The following is an 18,022-nucleotide window of genomic DNA, read 5'->3' on the forward strand; positions in this document are numbered from 1 at the left end:
GCCGAACCGTCGCAGAACAGGGGTGAACCGTTGACGGGGCCGACTGAACGGGGCAAAGCCGTTTGAGGCAGTGTCACACCAGACCCGGCTGGGGTTGCATGTTTTGGCAATAGGATAAGTGCAAAAAAAACCAGCCACCCTAGTAGAGGTGGCTAGTAATTGTTGCAGAGGTGTGCGGGATAAATTCTTGTTTCTAGATGTAAACGTAAGAAAAACCCGCGAAAACCGCGCCGAATATTATTTAGAGGCAAGTTTTTTTGCAATTTCCGCAGTATGGCGCCCTTGGTAGCGCGCCCCTTCCAGGTCGTTGCCACTAGGCTGCCGCTCGCCCTGTCCGCCGGCTACAGTGCTGGCGCCGTAAGGAGTGCCGCCTGTCACTTCATGGTGGCCCATTTGGCCCTGCCAGGCATAGGGCAGCCCTACCAGCACAAAGCCGTGGTGCAGCTGCATGGTGTGTACGGCCCGGATAGTGGTTTCCTGGCCCCCATGCTGGGTGGCAGTACTCACAAAAGCCCCACCTACTTTCCCAACCAACGCTCCTTTAGCCCACAGACCGCCGGTAGAATCCCAGAAAGCCTGCATCTGGCCACACATGTTGCCGTAGCGAGTCGGAACGCCCACTATAATGGCGTCGTAGTCGGCCAACTCTTCTGGCTTGGCAACCGGAATGTGCCCGAATGCTTTCTGTGCTTCAGTAGCGCCAATCTGGTCCAGCAGCTCTTTCGGTAGGGTTTCGGGTACCTGTTTGATGGTCACTTCATTGCCTTCTACTTCGCGGGCGCCTTCAGCTACGGCTTCCGCCATTTTGTAGATGTGGCCATAGGTTGAGTAAAACAGAACCAGAGTTTTCATGGGTATGCAGGTTAGGGTAGACAACGGCATACGCTAGTCTGGCCGGATAAGGTGCATACAAAATACGGTGATGTGTGTAGCTACACGAAGGCCAGCAGTTCTTGGCTTGCAAAGGACCGGCAGAACCGCGCCAGATTTTTTCAGTGCGTGGCTATAGCGCGTGCAACCCTTGGCGGCAGGTGCGGGCTCTTGTTGATGTAGCCGGCTTCACGCCCCGGCGTGTTATCTTTCCCATCTTCCTTTCCTGACTATGTATCCTAGGTCTATTCTGTGCGCGCAGCCCCTTCCCCAGGGCCCGTCCGCTCCGACGCACGGCTCCGGCGCCGCAGCCCGGGCAACGCGGTGAGTGCATTATCGTCGGCACTGCGGCCCATGAATGGGCTGCGGGGGCTATTGGCCGGTACGCCGGTTTCATCCGAAGCTCTTACTCCGCCAACTCCTGCTGTGCGCCCTCTCATTCCGTCTTCCCAACTAAGCGAGGCCGAGCTGATAGATGGCTGCCTTGCCGGCAGCCGCCTCATGCAGAAGTATCTGTACGAACGGTTTGCGGGGCGAATGATGGCCGTATGTCTGCGCTACGCCCAGACAACCTTCGAGGCCGAAGATGTGCTGCAGGAAGGCTTTATCACGGTGTTTCGAAACCTGAGCAGCTTCCGCCGCGAGTGTCCGCTCGAATTCTGGATTCGCCGTATTATGGTGAATGCCGCTCTGCGCCAGCACCGCCGCAATGCTCCGCTAGTGGCAGTCAGCGAGGGCGAATACCCCGAGGAGCTGGCCGGGGAGGAGTTCACGCTTTCCAATTACGGGTTCGAAGACCTGATGAACATGGTGCAGGAGCTGGCCCCGCGCTATCGGATGGTGTTCAACCTTTTCGCTATTGAAGGGTATGGCCACAAGGAAATCGGCGAAATGCTGGGTATTTCCGAAGGCACCAGCAAATCACAGTACTCCCGGGCACGGGCAATTTTGAAGTCTAAAGTCGAACGTCTCGACGCGCAATCCAAGCATGGCCACTTCCGCTCCTAATAACACCAACGACCCCCGGCCCACCGGCGACCTGGAACATCTGTTTCGGCAGAAGTTCGCGGAGGCCGAGGTAGCCCCACGCGCCAGCCTCTGGGAGCAGCTCGACCATGAGCTGCTGGTTCAGCAAAACGAAAACTACCGCCGCCGTCTGCTGAGCTACCGCTGGGCAGCGGCAGCATCGTTGCTGCTGTTGGCTGGCGGCGGCACTTGGCTCAGCATTCAACCCAATGCTACTGCTCCAGATAGCCAAACGGGCATGGCCACTATCAGCAGCGCAACCACGTCGGCTGGTAGCTCAGCTTCCGCCGGTTCGTCGGTTGGCTTCTACTCTGCCCCTGGCCTGGCTGCCCGCCGTAGTAATGCTGGTGTCAGCGAGGCAGGTATGGCTGCCGCAACGGCCACCCCGGCCACGTCTCAGCCAGCTGCTGGCGCCACCGAAACCGCACTTGCCGCTGCTGCTGAGCTGCGTAGCTCCGTGCGGGACCTACTGGGTCTAGAGCAGAGCCGCACCACGGCCGCCGATAACAGTGAGCGTAGCTTGGGCCTGAACGGCGGGCAACGCGGCACCTCCACGGCACTTGGCTCGTCGCTGCTGCAGGATGGCTACATCCTGACGACTGCTCCTGCTGCTGCTGGTATGGCCGCCTTCACTACGGCTGGTATTTCGCCCGCAACAGGCGCTGACGCTCTGCTGGCCCGTGCCGTAAGATTACCGGGCAGTGTGGCTGGCTTCGGCCGCCCCGAAACGCTGCCAGCAGTTCCGCAGGCAACAGGTTTGCTGGCCGCCACCGACTCGGAGGAATCTGCCCACAACAAGGACGACGAGCCGAAGACGGCTAAATCACGCCGTTGGAAGTTCAATGCCGCTTATGCGGCCTCTGCCTTCAACCCCAACATCAATTTCGCTAAGGGCAGCGCCACTTCTCCTTCTGTGAGCTACGCCGATTTTGCGTCGATAAAGTCATCCGGCGATGCCTACGAAGCCGCCGCCGAAGAATACCGCGACAAGCTGCAGGCTGGATTGGGGCAGCGGGTTTCGCTCACGGCCGACTACACGCTCAACGACAATTGGTCGGTAGCAGCCGGGCTGGCTATGGCGCAGCAGGAGGCTTCCTCCGGTACTTCCTGGTATTTCCTGGATGGCAAGTCGACTGCCGCCGCCTTCTACGCGCCGATGCCTTCGATGGGGGCGAACATTCCGCCGCGCTACGATATGCCGGTGCGCAACGTAAACTACCGCTACCGCACGGCCAGCATGCCCGTGAGCGTCCGCTACACCACCAATGCCAAGCAGGGCTGGTCGGTTTATGCCAAGTTGGGTGCCGCCGTAAACGTGCTGCTGGGCTCCCGCACCGAATTGGAAGGAGTGCCCGAAGCTACCCGCGTCTATTCCCTGGCTTCCTCCGACTCGCCGTACCGCAAGGTGCTGGCCACGCTGCACAGCGGTGCCGGGGTCCGGTTCCAGCCGGCTGCGGCTTCCTGGAGCCTGGCACTGGGCCCCGATCTGGAAGCCGGCCTGACTACGCTGAATGCCAATCCGGCCCAAAGCCTCTCGCGCCAGAGCCGCCCCTATTCCATTGGAATGGAAGCCAGTGTGGAGTTTGGCAACGTCAAAGCCGCTCCGGTAGCTCGTCGTTAATAAGCAGGTATCTATCGAAAAACTTCTTCTCTCCTCTGTTGCCGATGTTGATTGAGCTACAGAAGGCTTCGCGCCGGTACCAAGACGTGTAGCCTCTGCTTCAAAAACCTGTTCGCTCGCCGGACAGGTTTTTTTGTTTCCCGGGAAACCTACACTTTGCTAATACAGTTATCATAGGCTGGCTTTTCTGCCGGCTGCCAGCCCTGCTGGCTTCCCATTTTCTCGCTGCATGAAGTATCAACTCACCTCGGAATTCAAGCCTACCGGCGACCAGCCCAAAGCCATTGCCCAACTGGTGCAGGGCATCAACAATGGCGAGCCGGCACAGGTGCTGCTGGGGGCCACGGGCACGGGAAAAACCTTCACCATGGCCAACGTTATTGCCGAAACCGGCAAACCCGCCCTGGTGCTCTGCCACAACAAAACCCTGGCTGCGCAGCTCTATGGCGAGTTCAAGCAGTTCTTTCCCAACAACGCCGTCGAGTACTACATCAGCTACTACGACTACTACCAGCCCGAGGCCTACATTGCCAGCACCGACGTGTTCATCGAGAAGGACCTGGCCATCAACCAGGAAATCGAGAAGCTGCGGCTGCACACTACGTCCACGCTGCTCTCGGGCCGCCGCGACGTGATTGTTATTGCGTCGGTGTCGTGCATCTATGGCATCGGCAACCCGGAGGAGTTCAGCAAAAACGTGATTTACATGGCCCCCGGCCTGCGGTACTCACGCAACAACCTGCTCTACCAGTTCGTCCAGATTCTGTATTCGCGCACCGAAATGGAGTTTACGCGCGGCAGTTTCCGGGTGAAGGGAGACACCGTAGACGTATTTCCGGCCTACGCCGACTACGCCTACCGCATCTTCTTTTTCGGTGACGAAATCGAGGCCATTCACAAGATTGACCCGCAGAGCGGCAAGAAACTCTCCGACGAAAAGTCGGTGACGCTCTACCCGGCGCAGCTGTTCGTGACCGGCAAAGACACGCTCAACCAAGCCATCAAGGAAATCCAGTTTGATCTGGTGCAGCAGCATGCCTACTTCGAGAAGGAGGGGCGCGATTCGGAGGCCAAGCGCATCATGGAGCGCACCGAGTTTGATCTGGAAATGATTCGGGAGCTGGGCTACTGCTCCGGTATCGAGAACTACTCGCGCTACTTCGATGGACGCCAGCCCGGCAGCCGCCCGTTCTGCCTGCTCGACTATTTTCCCAGCGACTATCTGCTGGTAGTAGACGAAAGCCACGCCACCATGCCCCAGATCCGGGCCATGTGGGGCGGCGACCGAAGCCGCAAAACGGCCCTCATCGAGTACGGTTTCCGTCTGCCTTCGGCCTTCGATAACCGCCCGCTGACATTCAATGAGTTTGAAAGCATGTTTCAGCAGGCTGTGTACGTTTCCGCGACGCCAGCCGATTACGAGTTGACGCAGGCCAACGGCATCATCGTGGAGCAGATTATCCGTCCTACGGGCCTGCTCGACCCCGAAATTGACCTGCGCCCCAGCACCAACCAGATTGACGACCTGCTGGACGAAGTGGACAACCGCGTGAAGATGGGCGACCGGGTGCTCGTGACCACGCTCACCAAGCGCATGGCCGAAGAGCTGCAGAAATACATGGAGCGCCTCGGCATCAAGTCGAGCTACGTGCACTCCGACGTGAAAACCCTGGACCGGGTGGAAATTCTGCGCCAGCTGCGCCTCGGCGAAATCGACGTGCTAATTGGCGTCAACCTGCTGCGTGAAGGCCTCGACTTGCCCGAAGTAAGCCTCGTAGCCATTCTGGATGCTGACAAAGAAGGCTTCCTGCGTGACCAGCGCAGCCTGATCCAGACCATGGGCCGCGCCGCCCGAAACGACCGGGGCAAAGTCATCATGTACGCTGACCGCATGACCGGCTCCATGCAGCGCGCCATCGACGAGACGAACCGCCGCCGCGCCACTCAGCTGGCCTACAATCAGGAGCACGGCATCACGCCGCGCACGGTGCGCAAGAGCCACGCCGAAATCATGGGGCAGACCTCGCTGTCGGATTACCGCATTGTGGAGACGCAGGGATACGCCGGCCCCGATACGGATGGAACACTGGCCATTGCTGCCGAGCCGGTGATATCCATGATGAACCGCCCGGATCTGGAGAAGCTCATCAAGCAGACCGAAAAGCAGATGGAAGCCGCTGCCAAGGACCTCGACTTCCTCACGGCCGCCAAGCTCCGCGACGAGCTGTCCGCGCTGAAGCAGGTGCTCAAGACCAAGCGCGAGTAAAAGCTCTAGCTTCAGGTGCTCATCACGTCTATCTTTTAGCACATGTATCGTATTTCGCTCCGGCTACTCAGTGCATTTGTTTTGCTGCTCAGCTTGTCGCAGTTGACCACTGCCTGTGTACAGCGCTACACCTACATGCAGGTATTCTACTACGGTTCTAAGACAGTGGTTGGGCCTATTCTGCGGTTTAGCCCAGCTTTCAAGGGGAAAGCCGAAATAGAAATGGTGCCGGACGAGTACACTAAAATGCTGAGTCCTATTGCTTTTTTCTCTGCAAGCAGCGGCACAACCACGACTACCGTAACTACCAGTGAAGGAACCTTTGTAGATGGTCAGCTGCAAACGGCAGCGCAGCTAGAGCAGCAGCATAAGCAGGAGGCTGCAGAGCATAAAGCCCAGATGGCATCCATCACGGCAATGATGAACCGGCATGTAGCGGCCACTACGCAGCAACTGAGTGACGCGCTGAATAGCACCGCAGAAGAAGGATGGGAAGTAACGCAGATGGCCTCTCTCGAAAACGGGGGCTTGGTGTATCTACTTCGTAAGAAGAAGTAAAATAGCTTGAACAGGAAATGAAGCCCCAGCTGCCCGCTGGGGCTTTTTGCGTCTCTGATTCGGGCATTGCAGCCATTGCCGGCTGGTTGGCGTACTTTGGGGAGCCATGTTGCCGGAGCTTCTATGAAAATACTGCTGGTTGAGGACGAGCCCAAGCTGGCCTCGTTCGTGAAAAAAGGATTTGAGCACGAAGGCTACGAGCTGACCATCGGCTACGACGGCCGCATGGGCGACTCGCTGTTTCAGCAGCAGCCCTACGACCTGGTGATTCTGGACGTGAACCTGCCGTACCTGAACGGTTTCGAGCTGTGCCGCCGCATCCGGGAAACCGACCGGCAGGTGCCCATCCTGCTGCTCACGGCCCTCGACTCGCTGGACGATAAAGTGACGGGCTTTGAGGCCGGCGCCGATGACTACTTGGCCAAGCCGTTTGCCTTTAAGGAGCTGCTACTGCGTGCCCGCGCCCTCACCAAGCGTGCCTCCGCCAACGAGCCCAACCGGCAGGCCTTGCGCATGGCCGACCTGGAGCTGAACCTCGACTCCAAAATCGTGACCCGCAACGGCCAGCGCATCGACCTGACGACGCGGGAATATGCGCTGCTGGAGCATCTGCTGCTGAACCGGGGTAAAATTGTGAGCCGTGTAGACATTGCCGAGCGGGTCTGGGAGTTGGATTTCGACACCAGTACCAACGTCATTGACGTGTACGTGAGCTACTTGCGCAAAAAGCTGGACCGGGACTTCTCGCCCAAGCTGATTCATACGGTGGTGGGCATGGGCTACGTAATGCGGGAAGGCTGATGCTGATTCGCAATAAGCTGATGCTGCGCTTTACGCTACTGGTGCTGGCCATTCAGGTGAGCTTTTCGGCGTTTATCTACTACTTCTACGCCACCACGCGCCGGCAGCGTTTCGAGCACCGGCTGGAAAACGCGGCTACGCTGTCGGGGCGGCTGCTGGTGCGCACGGGCAAACTGGCAACAGGCAATCTGGGCAGTATCCGGCGCGGCGACTTAATCACAATTCCTGGGGAGCAAATCAGCATTTATGGCCCGGCGGCGGACCTGCGCTACAGCAGTACCGACGATATTGACCAAGCACCCAATCAGCTTCGGCTGAAACGCCTGAAACCAAGGCAGCCGCTGCTGTTTACAATTGGGCTCAACCGAGAGGCAATTGGCATGGCCTACGAGTATCAGGGCAAGTATTACCACATTTTTGTGTCGGCGGTAGATAGGCTGGGCTGGGCGCAGCTCAACCGGGTTCGGATTCTGCTGCTGGTAGGCAATGTGGGCGCGCTGGCCCTTACTATTCTGGCCGGCTGGTACTTTGCGGGCTCAGCATTGCGGCCGGTAGCCCGCATTATCCGGCAGGCCGAGCGTATTTCGGCCTCTAACTTGGGGCGCCGCCTGCATGAGGGCAACCGCCGCGACGAAATGGCGCAACTGGCCATGACCTTCAACGTCATGCTGACGGGACTGGAGCAGGCGTTTGAGTCGCAGAGAAGCTTCCTGTCGCACGCTTCCCACGAGTTGCGCACTCCGCTCACCACCCTAATGGGTACCCTGGAAACGGCCCTCACCTACGACCAGACGCTGGAAGATGCCCGCCAGAGTATGACCGAAAGCCTGGATGCCGCCCGCCACCTCCACGGCCTCACCAATAGTTTGCTGGCGCTGGTGAAAGTAGATGGTGCCCTGCCGGCTTTCGTGCCCGTGCGCCTAGATGAATGCCTGAGCCAAGCCTTGGACTATGCCCGCGCGAAGTATCCGGGGCGCGAACTGCGCCTGGTTTTCGGAGAGTTGCCTGAAGCCGAGGAAACCGACGTGTTTATGGTGCCTGGCAACGCGCAACTGCTTACCACGGCCCTGCTCAACCTGCTCGACAATGCCTGTAAATACTCGACAGGGGCTGTGCAGGCGGAACTGGCCTACGCCGCTGCGCACACGCTACGAGTCCGCATTACCGATACTGGCCCGGGCCTCACGCCGGAGGAGCTGAAGCGTATTTACGAGCCTCTATACCGGACTTCCGGCGCCATCAACCGGCCCGGGTATGGCCTGGGTCTGCCGCTCACCCAGAAAATAGTGCAGCGCCACGGTGGCCGGCTGGAGCTTACGTCAGCAGTAGGGCAGGGTACTGCCGCTACCGTGTGGCTGCCGGCGCTGACCGGGCAGGGGCTGATATAAGCACTGGAAGCAGGCGTTAATATCTTCTAATACGCTTCTCATCTCGTTTTAATGTCGGGGAGGGTCCTTTGTGGGGTAAATCAGCCGCCCCACAATGACCCCTGAGCCTCGGCCCACCAGTTTCCTGCTCTACCTCCTCACCCTAGCCGTTGTGCTGTCGGTGGGGCTGAACGCGTTTCTGCTCTACCGCATACCGGAAGCCGAAGACGAGCCGGCCGCTCTTTCCGAAGCGGAGGCCGAGCTGCACATGACCCAGCGCCTGCTAGCGCGCTGCCAAGCCTCCCATCAGCGCCAGGATAGTGTCCTGCTGACGCTGCAATCCACAGCAGCCACTGCTACCACGTCGGGTCTCATTGGTCCTTAAGCCGTCTGCCGGCCGCTCCTTCTTCCTATCTGTCATTCTTCCATTCGTTTCATGAATTCTTCTTTCTTCCCTGCGCTTACGGCCACGTTGCGTCAGGGCTTGCCTGCACTACTGGGAGCCGCTTTGCTGGCCGGCTGTACTGCCGATGGCAAAGATCAGTCGGCGGCCACGCAGGCCGTTCCGATGCTGCCCGTCACGACGCTCAAATTTTCGGAGCAGGAGCTATTTCACGAGTATGTAGCCGATGTGCAGGCCGTGCGCAATGTGGAAGTGCGCGCCCAGGTCGGCGGCTTTCTGGAGCATATCTATGTAGATGAAGGCCGGACCGTGAAGAAAGGCCAGCCGCTATTCCGCATGAATGCCAGCGCCTATCAGAACCAGCTGAACCAGGCCCGCGCTACGGTATCGGGAGCGGAGGCGCAGGCCCGCGCTGCCCGCCTCGAAATGGAGCGGGTGAAGTTGCTGGTGGACAAGAACGTTATTGCCAAAACCGAGCTGGCGCTTTCCCAAACCAAGGTGAAGGACGCCGACGCCCGCGTGGCCGATGCCCGCACCCAGGAAGCTGCCGCCCGCCTCAAGCTCGGTTTCACGCTGGTAAAAGCGCCGTTTGATGGCATCATCGACCGGATTCCGCTGAAAGTGGGAAGCATGGTGGAAGAAGGCACGCTGCTGACCACCGTATCGGACCTGCGCGCGGTGTTTGCCTACTTCAACGTGGCCGAAGGCGAGTACCTGGAGTACGTGAAAGCCCGCCAGCGCCACCCCGAGCGCCACACCGATTCCGTGTCGCTGACGCTGGCCGACGGCTCGCTCTACCCGCTGGCCGGCCACATAGAAACCACCGAAAGCGAGTTCAACGCCAGCACCGGCTCGCTGGCTTTCCGGGCCCGCTTCGATAACCCCAAGCAGCTGCTCAAGCACGGCGCTTCGGGCCGGATTCGCCTCACCAACAAGCTGCCCGAAGCCCTGCTGGTGCCCCAGAAGGCGGTGTTCGAAATCCAGGATAAAAACTACGTGTACGTGGTGGACAGCGCCAACCAGGTGCACATGCGCAACTTCAAGCCCCAGACCCGCACCGGTCTTTTCTACGTGGTGAAGGACGGCCTGAAACCGGGCGAAAAAATTGTGTACGAAGGCACGACGGGCCTGAAAAACGGCCAGAAGATCCGGCCGCGCCTGGTGCAGCCCGATTCGGTGCTGGCTTCCGCGCACTAACGACTCCATCCGCCTAAAGTCAGGGTCGGGGCTTCCTGCTCCGTGGAAAAGGGGGGACACGCCAGCCGGTGCAGGATGACACTGGCTGGTAGCGGCTTCCGGCTCTGGCTTTTTTATCACGCCGACCCCTCCTCAGTTTTTGAGGAGGGGACTCCGGCTTCCTTGCCACACACCTGCTATGTTCGATATTTTCATTCGCCGGCCGATTCTCTCGCTGGTTATTTCCGTGTTTCTGCTGCTGCTCGGGGGGCTGGCGCTGTTCACGCTGCCCATCACGCAGTTCCCCGACATCGTGCCGCCTTCCGTGACGGTGACGGCCAAGTACACGGGCGCCAACGCCGAGGTATGCGCCAAGGCCGTGGCCACGCCGCTGGAGCGCGCCATCAACGGCGTGCCCGGCATGACCTACATGTCGTCGGTGAGCTCCAACAACGGCGTGACGCTCATCACGGTGTTCTTTAAAGTCGGCACCGACCCCGACCTGGCCGCCGTGAGCGTGCAGAACCGCGTCACGACCATCATTGATGAGCTGCCGGAAGAGGTGATTAAGGCGGGCGTCACGACGGAGAAAGAGGTGAACAGCATGCTGCTCTACCTCAACATCATGAGCGACGACCCCAAAGCCAACGAGAAGTTCATCTACAACTTCGCCGACATCAACGTGCTGCAGGAGCTGAAGCGTATTGATGGCGTGGGCTTCGCCGAAATCATGGGCTCGCGCGAGTACTCAATGCGGGTGTGGCTGAAGCCGGACCGCATGGCCGCCTACAACGTGGGCACCGACGAAGTGGTGGAAGCCATCCGGGCCCAGAACGTGGAAGCCGCGCCCGGCAAGTCGGGGGAAAGCTCGGGCCGCGAGGCGCAGGTGCTGCAATACGTGCTGCGCTACACCGGCAAGCTGTTTGAGCCCGAGCAGTACCGCAACATTGTGGTGCGCGCCGGCTCCGATGGCTCCATTCTGCGCCTGCGCGACGTGGCGGAAGTAGAATTTGGCTCGCTCACCTACGGCATGTCCTCGAAGATTGACGGGCAGCCCTCGGCGGCCATCATGCTCAAGCAGCGCCCCGGCTCCAACGCCTCCGAGGTAATCGACGGCGTGAAAAACCGCATGGCCGAGCTGAAAGGCACCAGCTTCCCGCCCGGCATGACCTACAGCATCTCCTACGACGTGTCGCGCTTCCTCGACGCCTCCATTCACGAGGTGCTCCGCACGCTGGTCGAGGCCTTCCTGCTGGTGTTCCTGATTGTGTACATCTTTCTGCAGGACTTCCGCTCCACCCTGATTCCGGCGCTGGCCGTGCCCGTGGCGCTGATTGGTACCCTGTTTTTCATGCAGGTGCTGGGCTTCTCCATCAACCTGCTCACGCTGTTTGCGCTGGTGCTGGCCATCGGTATTGTGGTCGATAACGCCATTGTGGTGGTGGAGGCCGTGCACGCCAAAATGCAGGAAAAACACCTGCCGGCGCGGGCTGCCACCTTCGAGGCCATGCGCGAAATCAGTTCCTCGCTGGTGGCCATTACGCTGGTGATGTCGGCGGTATTCATCCCGGTATCGTTCATGGATGGCCCGGTGGGCGTGTTCTACCGCCAGTTTTCGCTCACGCTGGCCATTGCCATTGTCATTTCCGGCGTCAATGCCGTGACCCTGACGCCGGCTCTGTGTGCCATCATGCTCCGGCACACGCCGCTGGCCGAAGGTGAAAAGCCGAAAAGCCTGATGGGCCGCTTCTTCGCTGGCTTCAACCGCCGCTACGAAGCCATGGCCGGCCGCTACCAGGGCCTGCTGCGCGGCGTGGCAGGGCGCCGCGTCGTCACGCTGGGCATGCTGCTGCTGTTTTTCGGGGCTACCTGGGGCGTCAGCCGCGTGCTGCCCTCCGGCTTCATCCCGACCGAAGACCAGGGCATGATTTACGTGAACGTGACCACGCCCGCCGGCGCCACCGTGGAACGCACCGAGCAGGTGCTGGCCCAGGTGCAGAAAATGGCGCAGGATATGGGACCAGTCGAGTCAGTTTCGACGCTGGCCGGCTACAGCCTCGTGAACGAAGTGGCGGGCTCCAGCTACGGTATGGGCATGATTAACCTCAAGCCCTGGGACCAGCGCAAGGAGTCGGTTCAGGAGTTGATTGCGGAGCTGGAGGAGAAAACCAAAGGCATCAGCGACGCCAGCATTCAGTTTCTGCCGCCGCCCACCGTGCCCGGCTTCGGTAACTCCAGTGGCTTCGAGCTGCGCCTGCTCGACAAATCCGGCACCGGCGACCTGCAGAAAACTGCCGATGTGGCCCAGACCTTCATTACGGCCCTCAACAAGGAAGGCGCCATCAACGGAGCCTTCACCGGCTTCGACCCCAATTTCCCGCAGTACCTCATCCACGTTGACCAGGACATGGCAGCCAAGAAAGGCGTGACCATCGATAAGGCCATGAGCACGCTACAAACCCTGATGGGCAGCTACTACGCCTCCAACTTCATCCGGTTCGGGCAGATGTATAAGGTGATGGTGCAGGCCTCGCCCGAGTACCGCGGCCGCCCCGAGGACGTGCTGACCCTGCACGTGAAAAACGACCGGGGCGAGATGGTGCCTTTCTCCACTTTCGTGAAGCTGGAGCGTGTTTTCGGCCCCGACCAGCTCACGCGCTACAACATGTACACCTCGGCCATGATCAACGGTGACGCTGCCGTGGGCTTCTCCTCCGGCGACGCCATCAGCGCCATCGAGCGGGTAGCGGCCAAGGAGCTGCCCCGCGGCTACGACTACGAGTGGAGCGGCATGACGCGGGAGCAAATCCTGAGCGGCGACCAGGCGCTGTACGTGTTCGGCATCGTGCTCATCTTCGTGTATCTGCTGCTGGCGGCCCAGTACGAGAGTCTGCTCTTGCCGCTGCCGGTGCTGCTGAGTTTGCCCACCGGCGTGTTCGGAGCCTTCCTGAGTTTGAAGCTGCTGGGCCTGGAAAACAACATCTACGCCCAGGTGGCGCTGGTGATGCTGATAGGTCTGCTGGGCAAAAACGCCATCCTCATCATCGAGTTTGCCGAGCAGCGCCGCCGCCAGGGAGCTTCTGTGCTTGATGCGGCTATAGAAGGTGCCGTGTCGCGTCTGCGGCCTATCCTGATGACGTCCTTCGCCTTCATTGCGGGCTTGATTCCGCTGGTAATTGCCAGCGGGGCCGGCGCCCTCGGCAACCGCTCCATCGGTACGGCGGCGGCGGGCGGTATGCTCATCGGCACGCTGTTCGGCATGGTCCTGATTCCGGGCCTGTACGTGCTGTTCGCCAGCCTAGAAAAGCCCAAAAACCTGGATGCTGACGCTGCAGAAGCCGAAGAAACGCCCGCCGTTCCTGCCCCTCAGCATCGTCTCAACGGCGCGGCCGTGCCCGCCGGCGAACCTGTTCATTTCATCAAATAAGTATGCGCCTGCGTTCTGCTATAGTTTCCGGTCTTACTGTACTGGCTTTGGCCTCGGGCTGCCGCGTGGCGGCAACCACGGAGCCTAAAGCCAGTGCGGCACTGCCTGCTGCCTTTGCCACCACCCCGCAGGGGCCGTCTGCCGTGGCTGCAACCACGGCGGGCGGTGCGCTGCCCACCCCGCCCGCCGATACGCTTAGTGCCGGCGCCCTGCCGTGGCGGCAGTTCTTCGCCGACCCCGCGCTGTCGGCCCTTATTGATACCGCGCTACAGCAAAACCTGGACCTGCGTATTGCCGTGCAGCGGGTAGAAGCAGCCCGGGCCAACTACCTGGCCCGTCGTGGCGCGCTGCTGCCCACCGTCTCGGCCGTAGGCTCGGCCGGTGCCGACCGGTATGGCCGCTACACCCTGAACGGCGTGGGTAACTTCGATACTAACCTGTCGCCCAATATTGAAGGTGGACAGCGGATTCCGGGCCCGCTCACGCCGGATTTTTTCGTGGGCCTGCGCAGCTCATGGGAAATTGATTTATGGGGCAAGCTCAAGAGCCGCCGCAAGGCCGCATACCTGCGGGTGCTGGCATCGGAGCAGGGGCGCAACTTCGTGACGACCAATGTGGTGGCCGAAGTGGCGCGGCTCTATTACGAACTGCTCACCTACGACAACCAGCTGGCCGTGCTGCAGCGCAACGTGGCCCTGCAGCAGAAGGCACTGGGCGTCATGCGGATTCAGAAGCAAGCCGGCCGCGCCACCGAGCTGGCCGTGCAGCAGTTTGAAGCCCAAGCCCTGCGCACCGAAAGCCTGGCCTATGAAACCCGCCAGCGCATCACCGAAACCGAAGCCGCCATCAACCAGCTGCTCGGCCGCTACCCGCAACCTATTGCCCGCGGCGCAGCGCTGCCCCAGCAGACGTTGCCGGCCCGCCTCAGCGCCGGCCTGCCCTCGGCCGCGCTGCTGCGCCGCCCCGATGTGCGCCAGGCTGAGCTGGACCTGCAGGCTGCCCGCGCCGACGTAGATGCCGCCCGGGCCGCTTTTCTGCCCTCGCTCACGCTCACGCCCTACGTCGGGTTCAATGCTTTCCGCAGCAATATGCTGTTCGATCCGTCGTCGCTGGCATTTGGGGCGGTAGCCGGGCTGGCGGGGCCCATCCTCAACCGGAGCCAGCTTAAAGCCGACCACCGCGCCGCCGTAGCCGCCAACCTCGAAACCTACTACCTCTACCAGAAGACACTGCAAACCGGCTTCCGCGAAGTCGTGACCGGGCTCAAGGGCCTGGAAAACTTCCGCTCGGCCGCCGCACTCCGCCAGCAGGAAGTAGACCTGCTCACGAAGGGTGTAGCCACCGCCAACGACCTGTATGTGGCCGGCTATGCCTCTTATCTGGAAGTAATTACGGCCCAGCGTAGTGTGCTGGAAGCCGAACTGAGTCTGGCTGAAGCCCGGCAAGCTCAGCTACTGCAAAGTGTGAACCTCTACCGCGCCCTGGGCGGCGGCTGGCAACAGCCATAGTTTTTCTGCCGCCCTTCCTGGAACGGCCGTGCTACTAAGCACGGCCGTTTTTTTATGGCTCACCTGGCCAGTATGCAAGAGAGTCAGTGGAAAGGAAAGCTGCGGTAATTGAGCAGAAATGTGAAACTTGGGGTTCGGGGAGCAGCTGCAGATAGTTCGGCTGCTTCACCTGCCTGCTTCATGCTTCACTCTGACTCCCACCTTCCTTCACTGGCGCGCTGTGCCTTGTTTTTGAGCCTGTTGCTAGGCTTCGGGGCCTGCACACAGCAAGCGACAAAGCCACGCTATACTATTGGTTTCTCGCAGTGCACCAACGGCGACGCTTGGCGGCAGGCCATGCTGGCCGGCATGAAAAAGGAGCTAAGCTTCTACCCGGAAGTCAACTTCCGGATAAAGGATGCGAAGTACAGCAGCGCCTTGCAGGAACAGCAGATCAAAGAGTTTCTGCGTGAAGGCATCGACCTGCTGATTGTATCGGCCAACGAAAGTGAGCCGGTGACGCCCATTGTGGAAGAAGCGTACAACCGGGGTATTCCGGTCGTGATTCTGGACCGCCGCACAACGTCCAAGCTGTACACGGCTTATGTAGGCGGCAACAACGTGGAAGTAGGCCAAACAGCGGGCAACTATGTGGCCGGTCTGCTTGGGCAGCGTGGGCAGGTGCTGGAAGTGTTGGGCGCGCCCGGTTCTTCGCCGGCCACCGACCGGCACCAGGGCTTTGTGCAGGCATTGGCGGCCTATCCGCAACTGCAGCTAGTGGCGCAGGTCAATAGCAACTGGGAGCGGCCCTCGGTGCTGGAGCGGCTACCGGCCGTGTTGCGCGCCCACCCCGAGGTAGACCTCATCTTCGCGCACAACGACCGGATTGCGCTGGGTGCCTATCAGGTCTGCAAGCAGCTCAGGCTGGCTAATCGTGTCCGGATTGTGGGCGTGGATGGCATGCCGGGGCCGCACGGCGGTATTCAGCTGGTGCAGGATGGCATCCTCAAGGCCACGCTGCTCTACCCGCCGGGCGGGGAGGAGGCCATCCGGATGGCTATGCGCATCCTGCGCAAGCAGCCCTACGACAAGGAAAATATCCTCGGTACCATGGTCATCGACTCGACCAATGTGCAGACCATGAAGCTGCAGACCGAGAAGCTCGCCAGCCAGCAACAGGATATTCAGCGCCAGCAGCAGCTGCTGCGCCGGCAGCGCGCTACCTACGCCAGCCAGCAAACCGTGCTCTATGTACTGGCCGCCGCCCTGCTCGGGGCAGCCGTGCTGGGCCTGATTGCGTTTCGGGCGTTTCGGGCCAACCGCCGCAGCAACCGCAAGCTGGAGCTGCAAAACCAGGAGATACTGTCGCAGCGCAACCAGATTCAGGAGTTTGCTGAGCAGGCCAAAGTAGAAACCGAGGCCAAGCTACGCTTCTTCACCAACTTCTCGCACGAGCTTCGCACCCCGCTTACGCTCATACTGGGGCCGGTAGAGGAAATGCTGACCAGCAACCCCGACCTACCTGCCACCCACCGCCACGACCTGGGACTGATTCGGCGCAATGCACAGCGCCTGCTGCAGCTCGTCAACCAGCTCATGGACTTCCGCAAGATTGACGTGGGCAAGATGCCGGTGCGCGCCACCGAAGGCAACCTCGTGGCCTTTGTGCGCGAAATCATGGACGTGTTTGAAAAACCGGCCCGGCAGCGCGGCATCAGCCTCCGGTTTCTGCCTTCGGAGCCTGTTATCCGGCTCTGGTTTGATGTGAACATCCTGGACAAAGTGTTCTTCAACCTGCTCAGCAACGCCCTCAAGTTCACGCCCGACCGCGGCCAGATTACGGTCAGTATTCAGCTGGTACCGGCCGAAAACGGGGTGCGGGTGAGTGTGGAAGACACCGGCCGGGGCATTTCGGAGCAAGACCGGGCGCATATTTTCGAGTGGTTTTACCAGGGGCAGCAGTCGGCGGCACGCGGCTCGGGCATGGGGCTGGCACTGGCGCTGGGCCTCACGCGCCTCCACTTGGGCCAGCTCACGTTTACCAGCCAGCCAGGGCAGGGCAGTACGTTTATCGTGACGCTGCCGCTAGAACTGCCGCCTGCTCTCAAGCTACTGGATGCCGCCCCGCAGGCCACGCCAGCATTTGCGCTGGAAGAAGGCATTGCGCCGGCAGCCACGGCGGGCGAGCCTGCCGCTTATGGCAGCAGCGAAGCACTTGTGCTGGTGATTGAAGACAACCCGGACGTGAATGCCTTCCTGACCCAGAAACTGCAACCGCATTTTCAGGTCAGCTCGGCCTTTGATGGAGCAACCGGCCTGCGTCTGGCCGCCGAATCTATTCCGGACCTGATAGTGTGCGACGTGATGCTGCCCGAACTCAGCGGGCTGGAAGTGGTAGCCCAGCTCAAAGGTGACTGGCGCACCTCGCACATTCCGGTGGTGCTGCTCACGGCCCGCAACGCGCCCGAGCAGCAAGTAGAAGGCGTGCAGGCCGGCGCCGACTTGTATTTGACCAAGCCTTTCAATCCCACCTTCCTGCTCGAAAGCCTGCGCACCCTGCTGGCCAACCGCGACAAAATGCGCGAGCATTTCCGCCGCGAGTTGAGTGTCGATACGGTGACGGTTGCCCCGCAGCGCATCGACCAGAAATTTCTGGCTGACCTCACCGCCATTGTGGAAGCCAACCTCGGCCGTTCCGACCTGAGCGTGGAAGACGTAGCCCGTAGCCTGGGCATCTCGCGGGTGCAGCTCTACCGCAAAGTGAAGGCTGTGCTCGGCACCGGCGTCACCGACTTTATCCAAGGCATCCGGCTCACTAAAGCCCGTCAGCTTTTGCTCGACGACGAGCTGAACATTGCTGAAGTGGCCTATCAATTGGGCTTCTCGTCGCCTTCTTATTTCTCCACCAGCTTCAAAGCGCGCTACCAAGTGTCGCCCTCCGAGTTTCGGGCGCTGCATACTACGCCCAGCGCCTGAATCAATTTTGAAAATCAGGTATCAAAAACGAAATAGTGAGGATG

At 60.5% G+C, this 18,022-nt stretch carries 12 protein-coding genes; 11 read left to right on the forward strand and 1 reads right to left on the reverse strand.

All coding sequences use genetic code 11. The annotated features are described in order from the left end of the window. Positions 1-237 precede the first annotated feature (237 nt). On the reverse strand, positions 238-852 hold the full coding sequence (gene wrbA / locus H4317_RS03150) for an NAD(P)H:quinone oxidoreductase (RefSeq protein ID WP_185888736.1): 615 nt from the start codon (positions 850-852) through the stop codon (positions 238-240). A gap of 270 nt (positions 853-1,122) precedes the next feature. Here wrbA and H4317_RS03155 point away from each other — a divergent pair, with 270 nt between their 5' ends. The 11 genes from H4317_RS03155 (at position 1,123) to H4317_RS03205 (ending at position 17,978) form a co-directional block, all read left to right on the forward strand. After that, positions 1,123-1,878, forward strand: coding sequence for an RNA polymerase sigma factor (locus tag H4317_RS03155; RefSeq protein ID WP_260625798.1), 756 nt, complete (start codon positions 1,123-1,125; stop codon positions 1,876-1,878). Next, positions 1,859-3,517: an outer membrane beta-barrel protein gene (locus H4317_RS03160; RefSeq protein ID WP_185888737.1), complete on the forward strand. Its 1,659-nt coding sequence runs from the start codon at positions 1,859-1,861 to the stop codon at positions 3,515-3,517. The genes H4317_RS03155 and H4317_RS03160 overlap by 20 nt, the downstream gene beginning before the upstream one ends. Positions 3,518-3,746: 229 nt before the next feature. Then, the gene (gene uvrB / locus H4317_RS03165; RefSeq protein WP_185888738.1) at positions 3,747-5,783 is read left to right on the forward strand and encodes an excinuclease ABC subunit UvrB; all 2,037 of its coding nucleotides are present in this window, start codon (positions 3,747-3,749) and stop codon (positions 5,781-5,783) included. A gap of 42 nt (positions 5,784-5,825) precedes the next feature. Next, on the forward strand, positions 5,826-6,341 hold the full coding sequence (locus H4317_RS03170; RefSeq protein WP_185888739.1) for a hypothetical protein: 516 nt from the start codon (positions 5,826-5,828) through the stop codon (positions 6,339-6,341). Positions 6,342-6,464: 123 nt separating this feature from the next. Further along, positions 6,465-7,142 carry a response regulator transcription factor gene (locus H4317_RS03175; RefSeq protein WP_185888740.1) on the forward strand — a complete coding sequence of 226 codons (678 nt, stop codon included), beginning with the start codon at positions 6,465-6,467 and terminating at the stop codon, positions 7,140-7,142. Beyond that, entirely contained in the window at positions 7,142-8,530 is a 1,389-nt protein-coding gene (locus H4317_RS03180; RefSeq protein ID WP_185888741.1) for a sensor histidine kinase, read from the forward strand. The genes H4317_RS03175 and H4317_RS03180 overlap by 1 nt, the downstream gene beginning before the upstream one ends. 94 nt (positions 8,531-8,624) lie before the next feature. Next, positions 8,625-8,894 (forward strand): hypothetical protein, encoded by a 270-nt coding sequence (locus tag H4317_RS03185; RefSeq protein ID WP_185888742.1) that lies wholly within the window; start codon positions 8,625-8,627, stop codon positions 8,892-8,894. A 51-nt stretch (positions 8,895-8,945) separates the two neighbouring features. Beyond that, on the forward strand, positions 8,946-10,109 hold the full coding sequence (locus H4317_RS03190; protein WP_185888743.1) for an efflux RND transporter periplasmic adaptor subunit: 1,164 nt from the start codon (positions 8,946-8,948) through the stop codon (positions 10,107-10,109). Between the two features lie 178 nt (positions 10,110-10,287). Further along, complete coding sequence (locus H4317_RS03195; RefSeq protein ID WP_185888744.1) at positions 10,288-13,515, forward strand: efflux RND transporter permease subunit; 3,228 nt, start codon at positions 10,288-10,290, stop codon at positions 13,513-13,515. A 2-nt stretch (positions 13,516-13,517) separates the two neighbouring features. Then, the gene (locus tag H4317_RS03200; protein WP_185888745.1) at positions 13,518-15,023 is read left to right on the forward strand and encodes an efflux transporter outer membrane subunit; all 1,506 of its coding nucleotides are present in this window, start codon (positions 13,518-13,520) and stop codon (positions 15,021-15,023) included. Between the two features lie 180 nt (positions 15,024-15,203). Continuing rightward, the gene (locus tag H4317_RS03205) at positions 15,204-17,978 is read left to right on the forward strand and encodes a substrate-binding domain-containing protein (protein WP_185888746.1); all 2,775 of its coding nucleotides are present in this window, start codon (positions 15,204-15,206) and stop codon (positions 17,976-17,978) included. The last annotated feature ends 44 nt before the right edge of the window (positions 17,979-18,022 follow it).

This window comes from Hymenobacter sediminicola (genome assembly GCF_014250515.1).
GTDB lineage: Bacteria > Bacteroidota > Bacteroidia > Cytophagales > Hymenobacteraceae > Hymenobacter > Hymenobacter sediminicola.

Coding starts and splice junctions, on each gene's coding strand:
- uvrB (WP_185888738.1), top strand. CDS start 3,747: ATGAAGTATCAACTCACCTCGGAATTCAAGCCTACCGGCGACCAGCCC.
- H4317_RS03160 (WP_185888737.1), top strand. CDS start 1,859: ATGGCCACTTCCGCTCCTAATAACACCAACGACCCCCGGCCCACCGGC.
- H4317_RS03190 (WP_185888743.1), top strand. CDS start 8,946: ATGAATTCTTCTTTCTTCCCTGCGCTTACGGCCACGTTGCGTCAGGGC.
- wrbA (WP_185888736.1), bottom strand. CDS start 852: ATGAAAACTCTGGTTCTGTTTTACTCAACCTATGGCCACATCTACAAA.
- H4317_RS03180 (WP_185888741.1), top strand. CDS start 7,142: ATGCTGATTCGCAATAAGCTGATGCTGCGCTTTACGCTACTGGTGCTG.
- H4317_RS03185 (WP_185888742.1), top strand. CDS start 8,625: ATGACCCCTGAGCCTCGGCCCACCAGTTTCCTGCTCTACCTCCTCACC.
- H4317_RS03170 (WP_185888739.1), top strand. CDS start 5,826: ATGTATCGTATTTCGCTCCGGCTACTCAGTGCATTTGTTTTGCTGCTC.
- H4317_RS03195 (WP_185888744.1), top strand. CDS start 10,288: ATGTTCGATATTTTCATTCGCCGGCCGATTCTCTCGCTGGTTATTTCC.
- H4317_RS03205 (WP_185888746.1), top strand. CDS start 15,204: ATGCTTCACTCTGACTCCCACCTTCCTTCACTGGCGCGCTGTGCCTTG.
- H4317_RS03200 (WP_185888745.1), top strand. CDS start 13,518: ATGCGCCTGCGTTCTGCTATAGTTTCCGGTCTTACTGTACTGGCTTTG.
- H4317_RS03175 (WP_185888740.1), top strand. CDS start 6,465: ATGAAAATACTGCTGGTTGAGGACGAGCCCAAGCTGGCCTCGTTCGTG.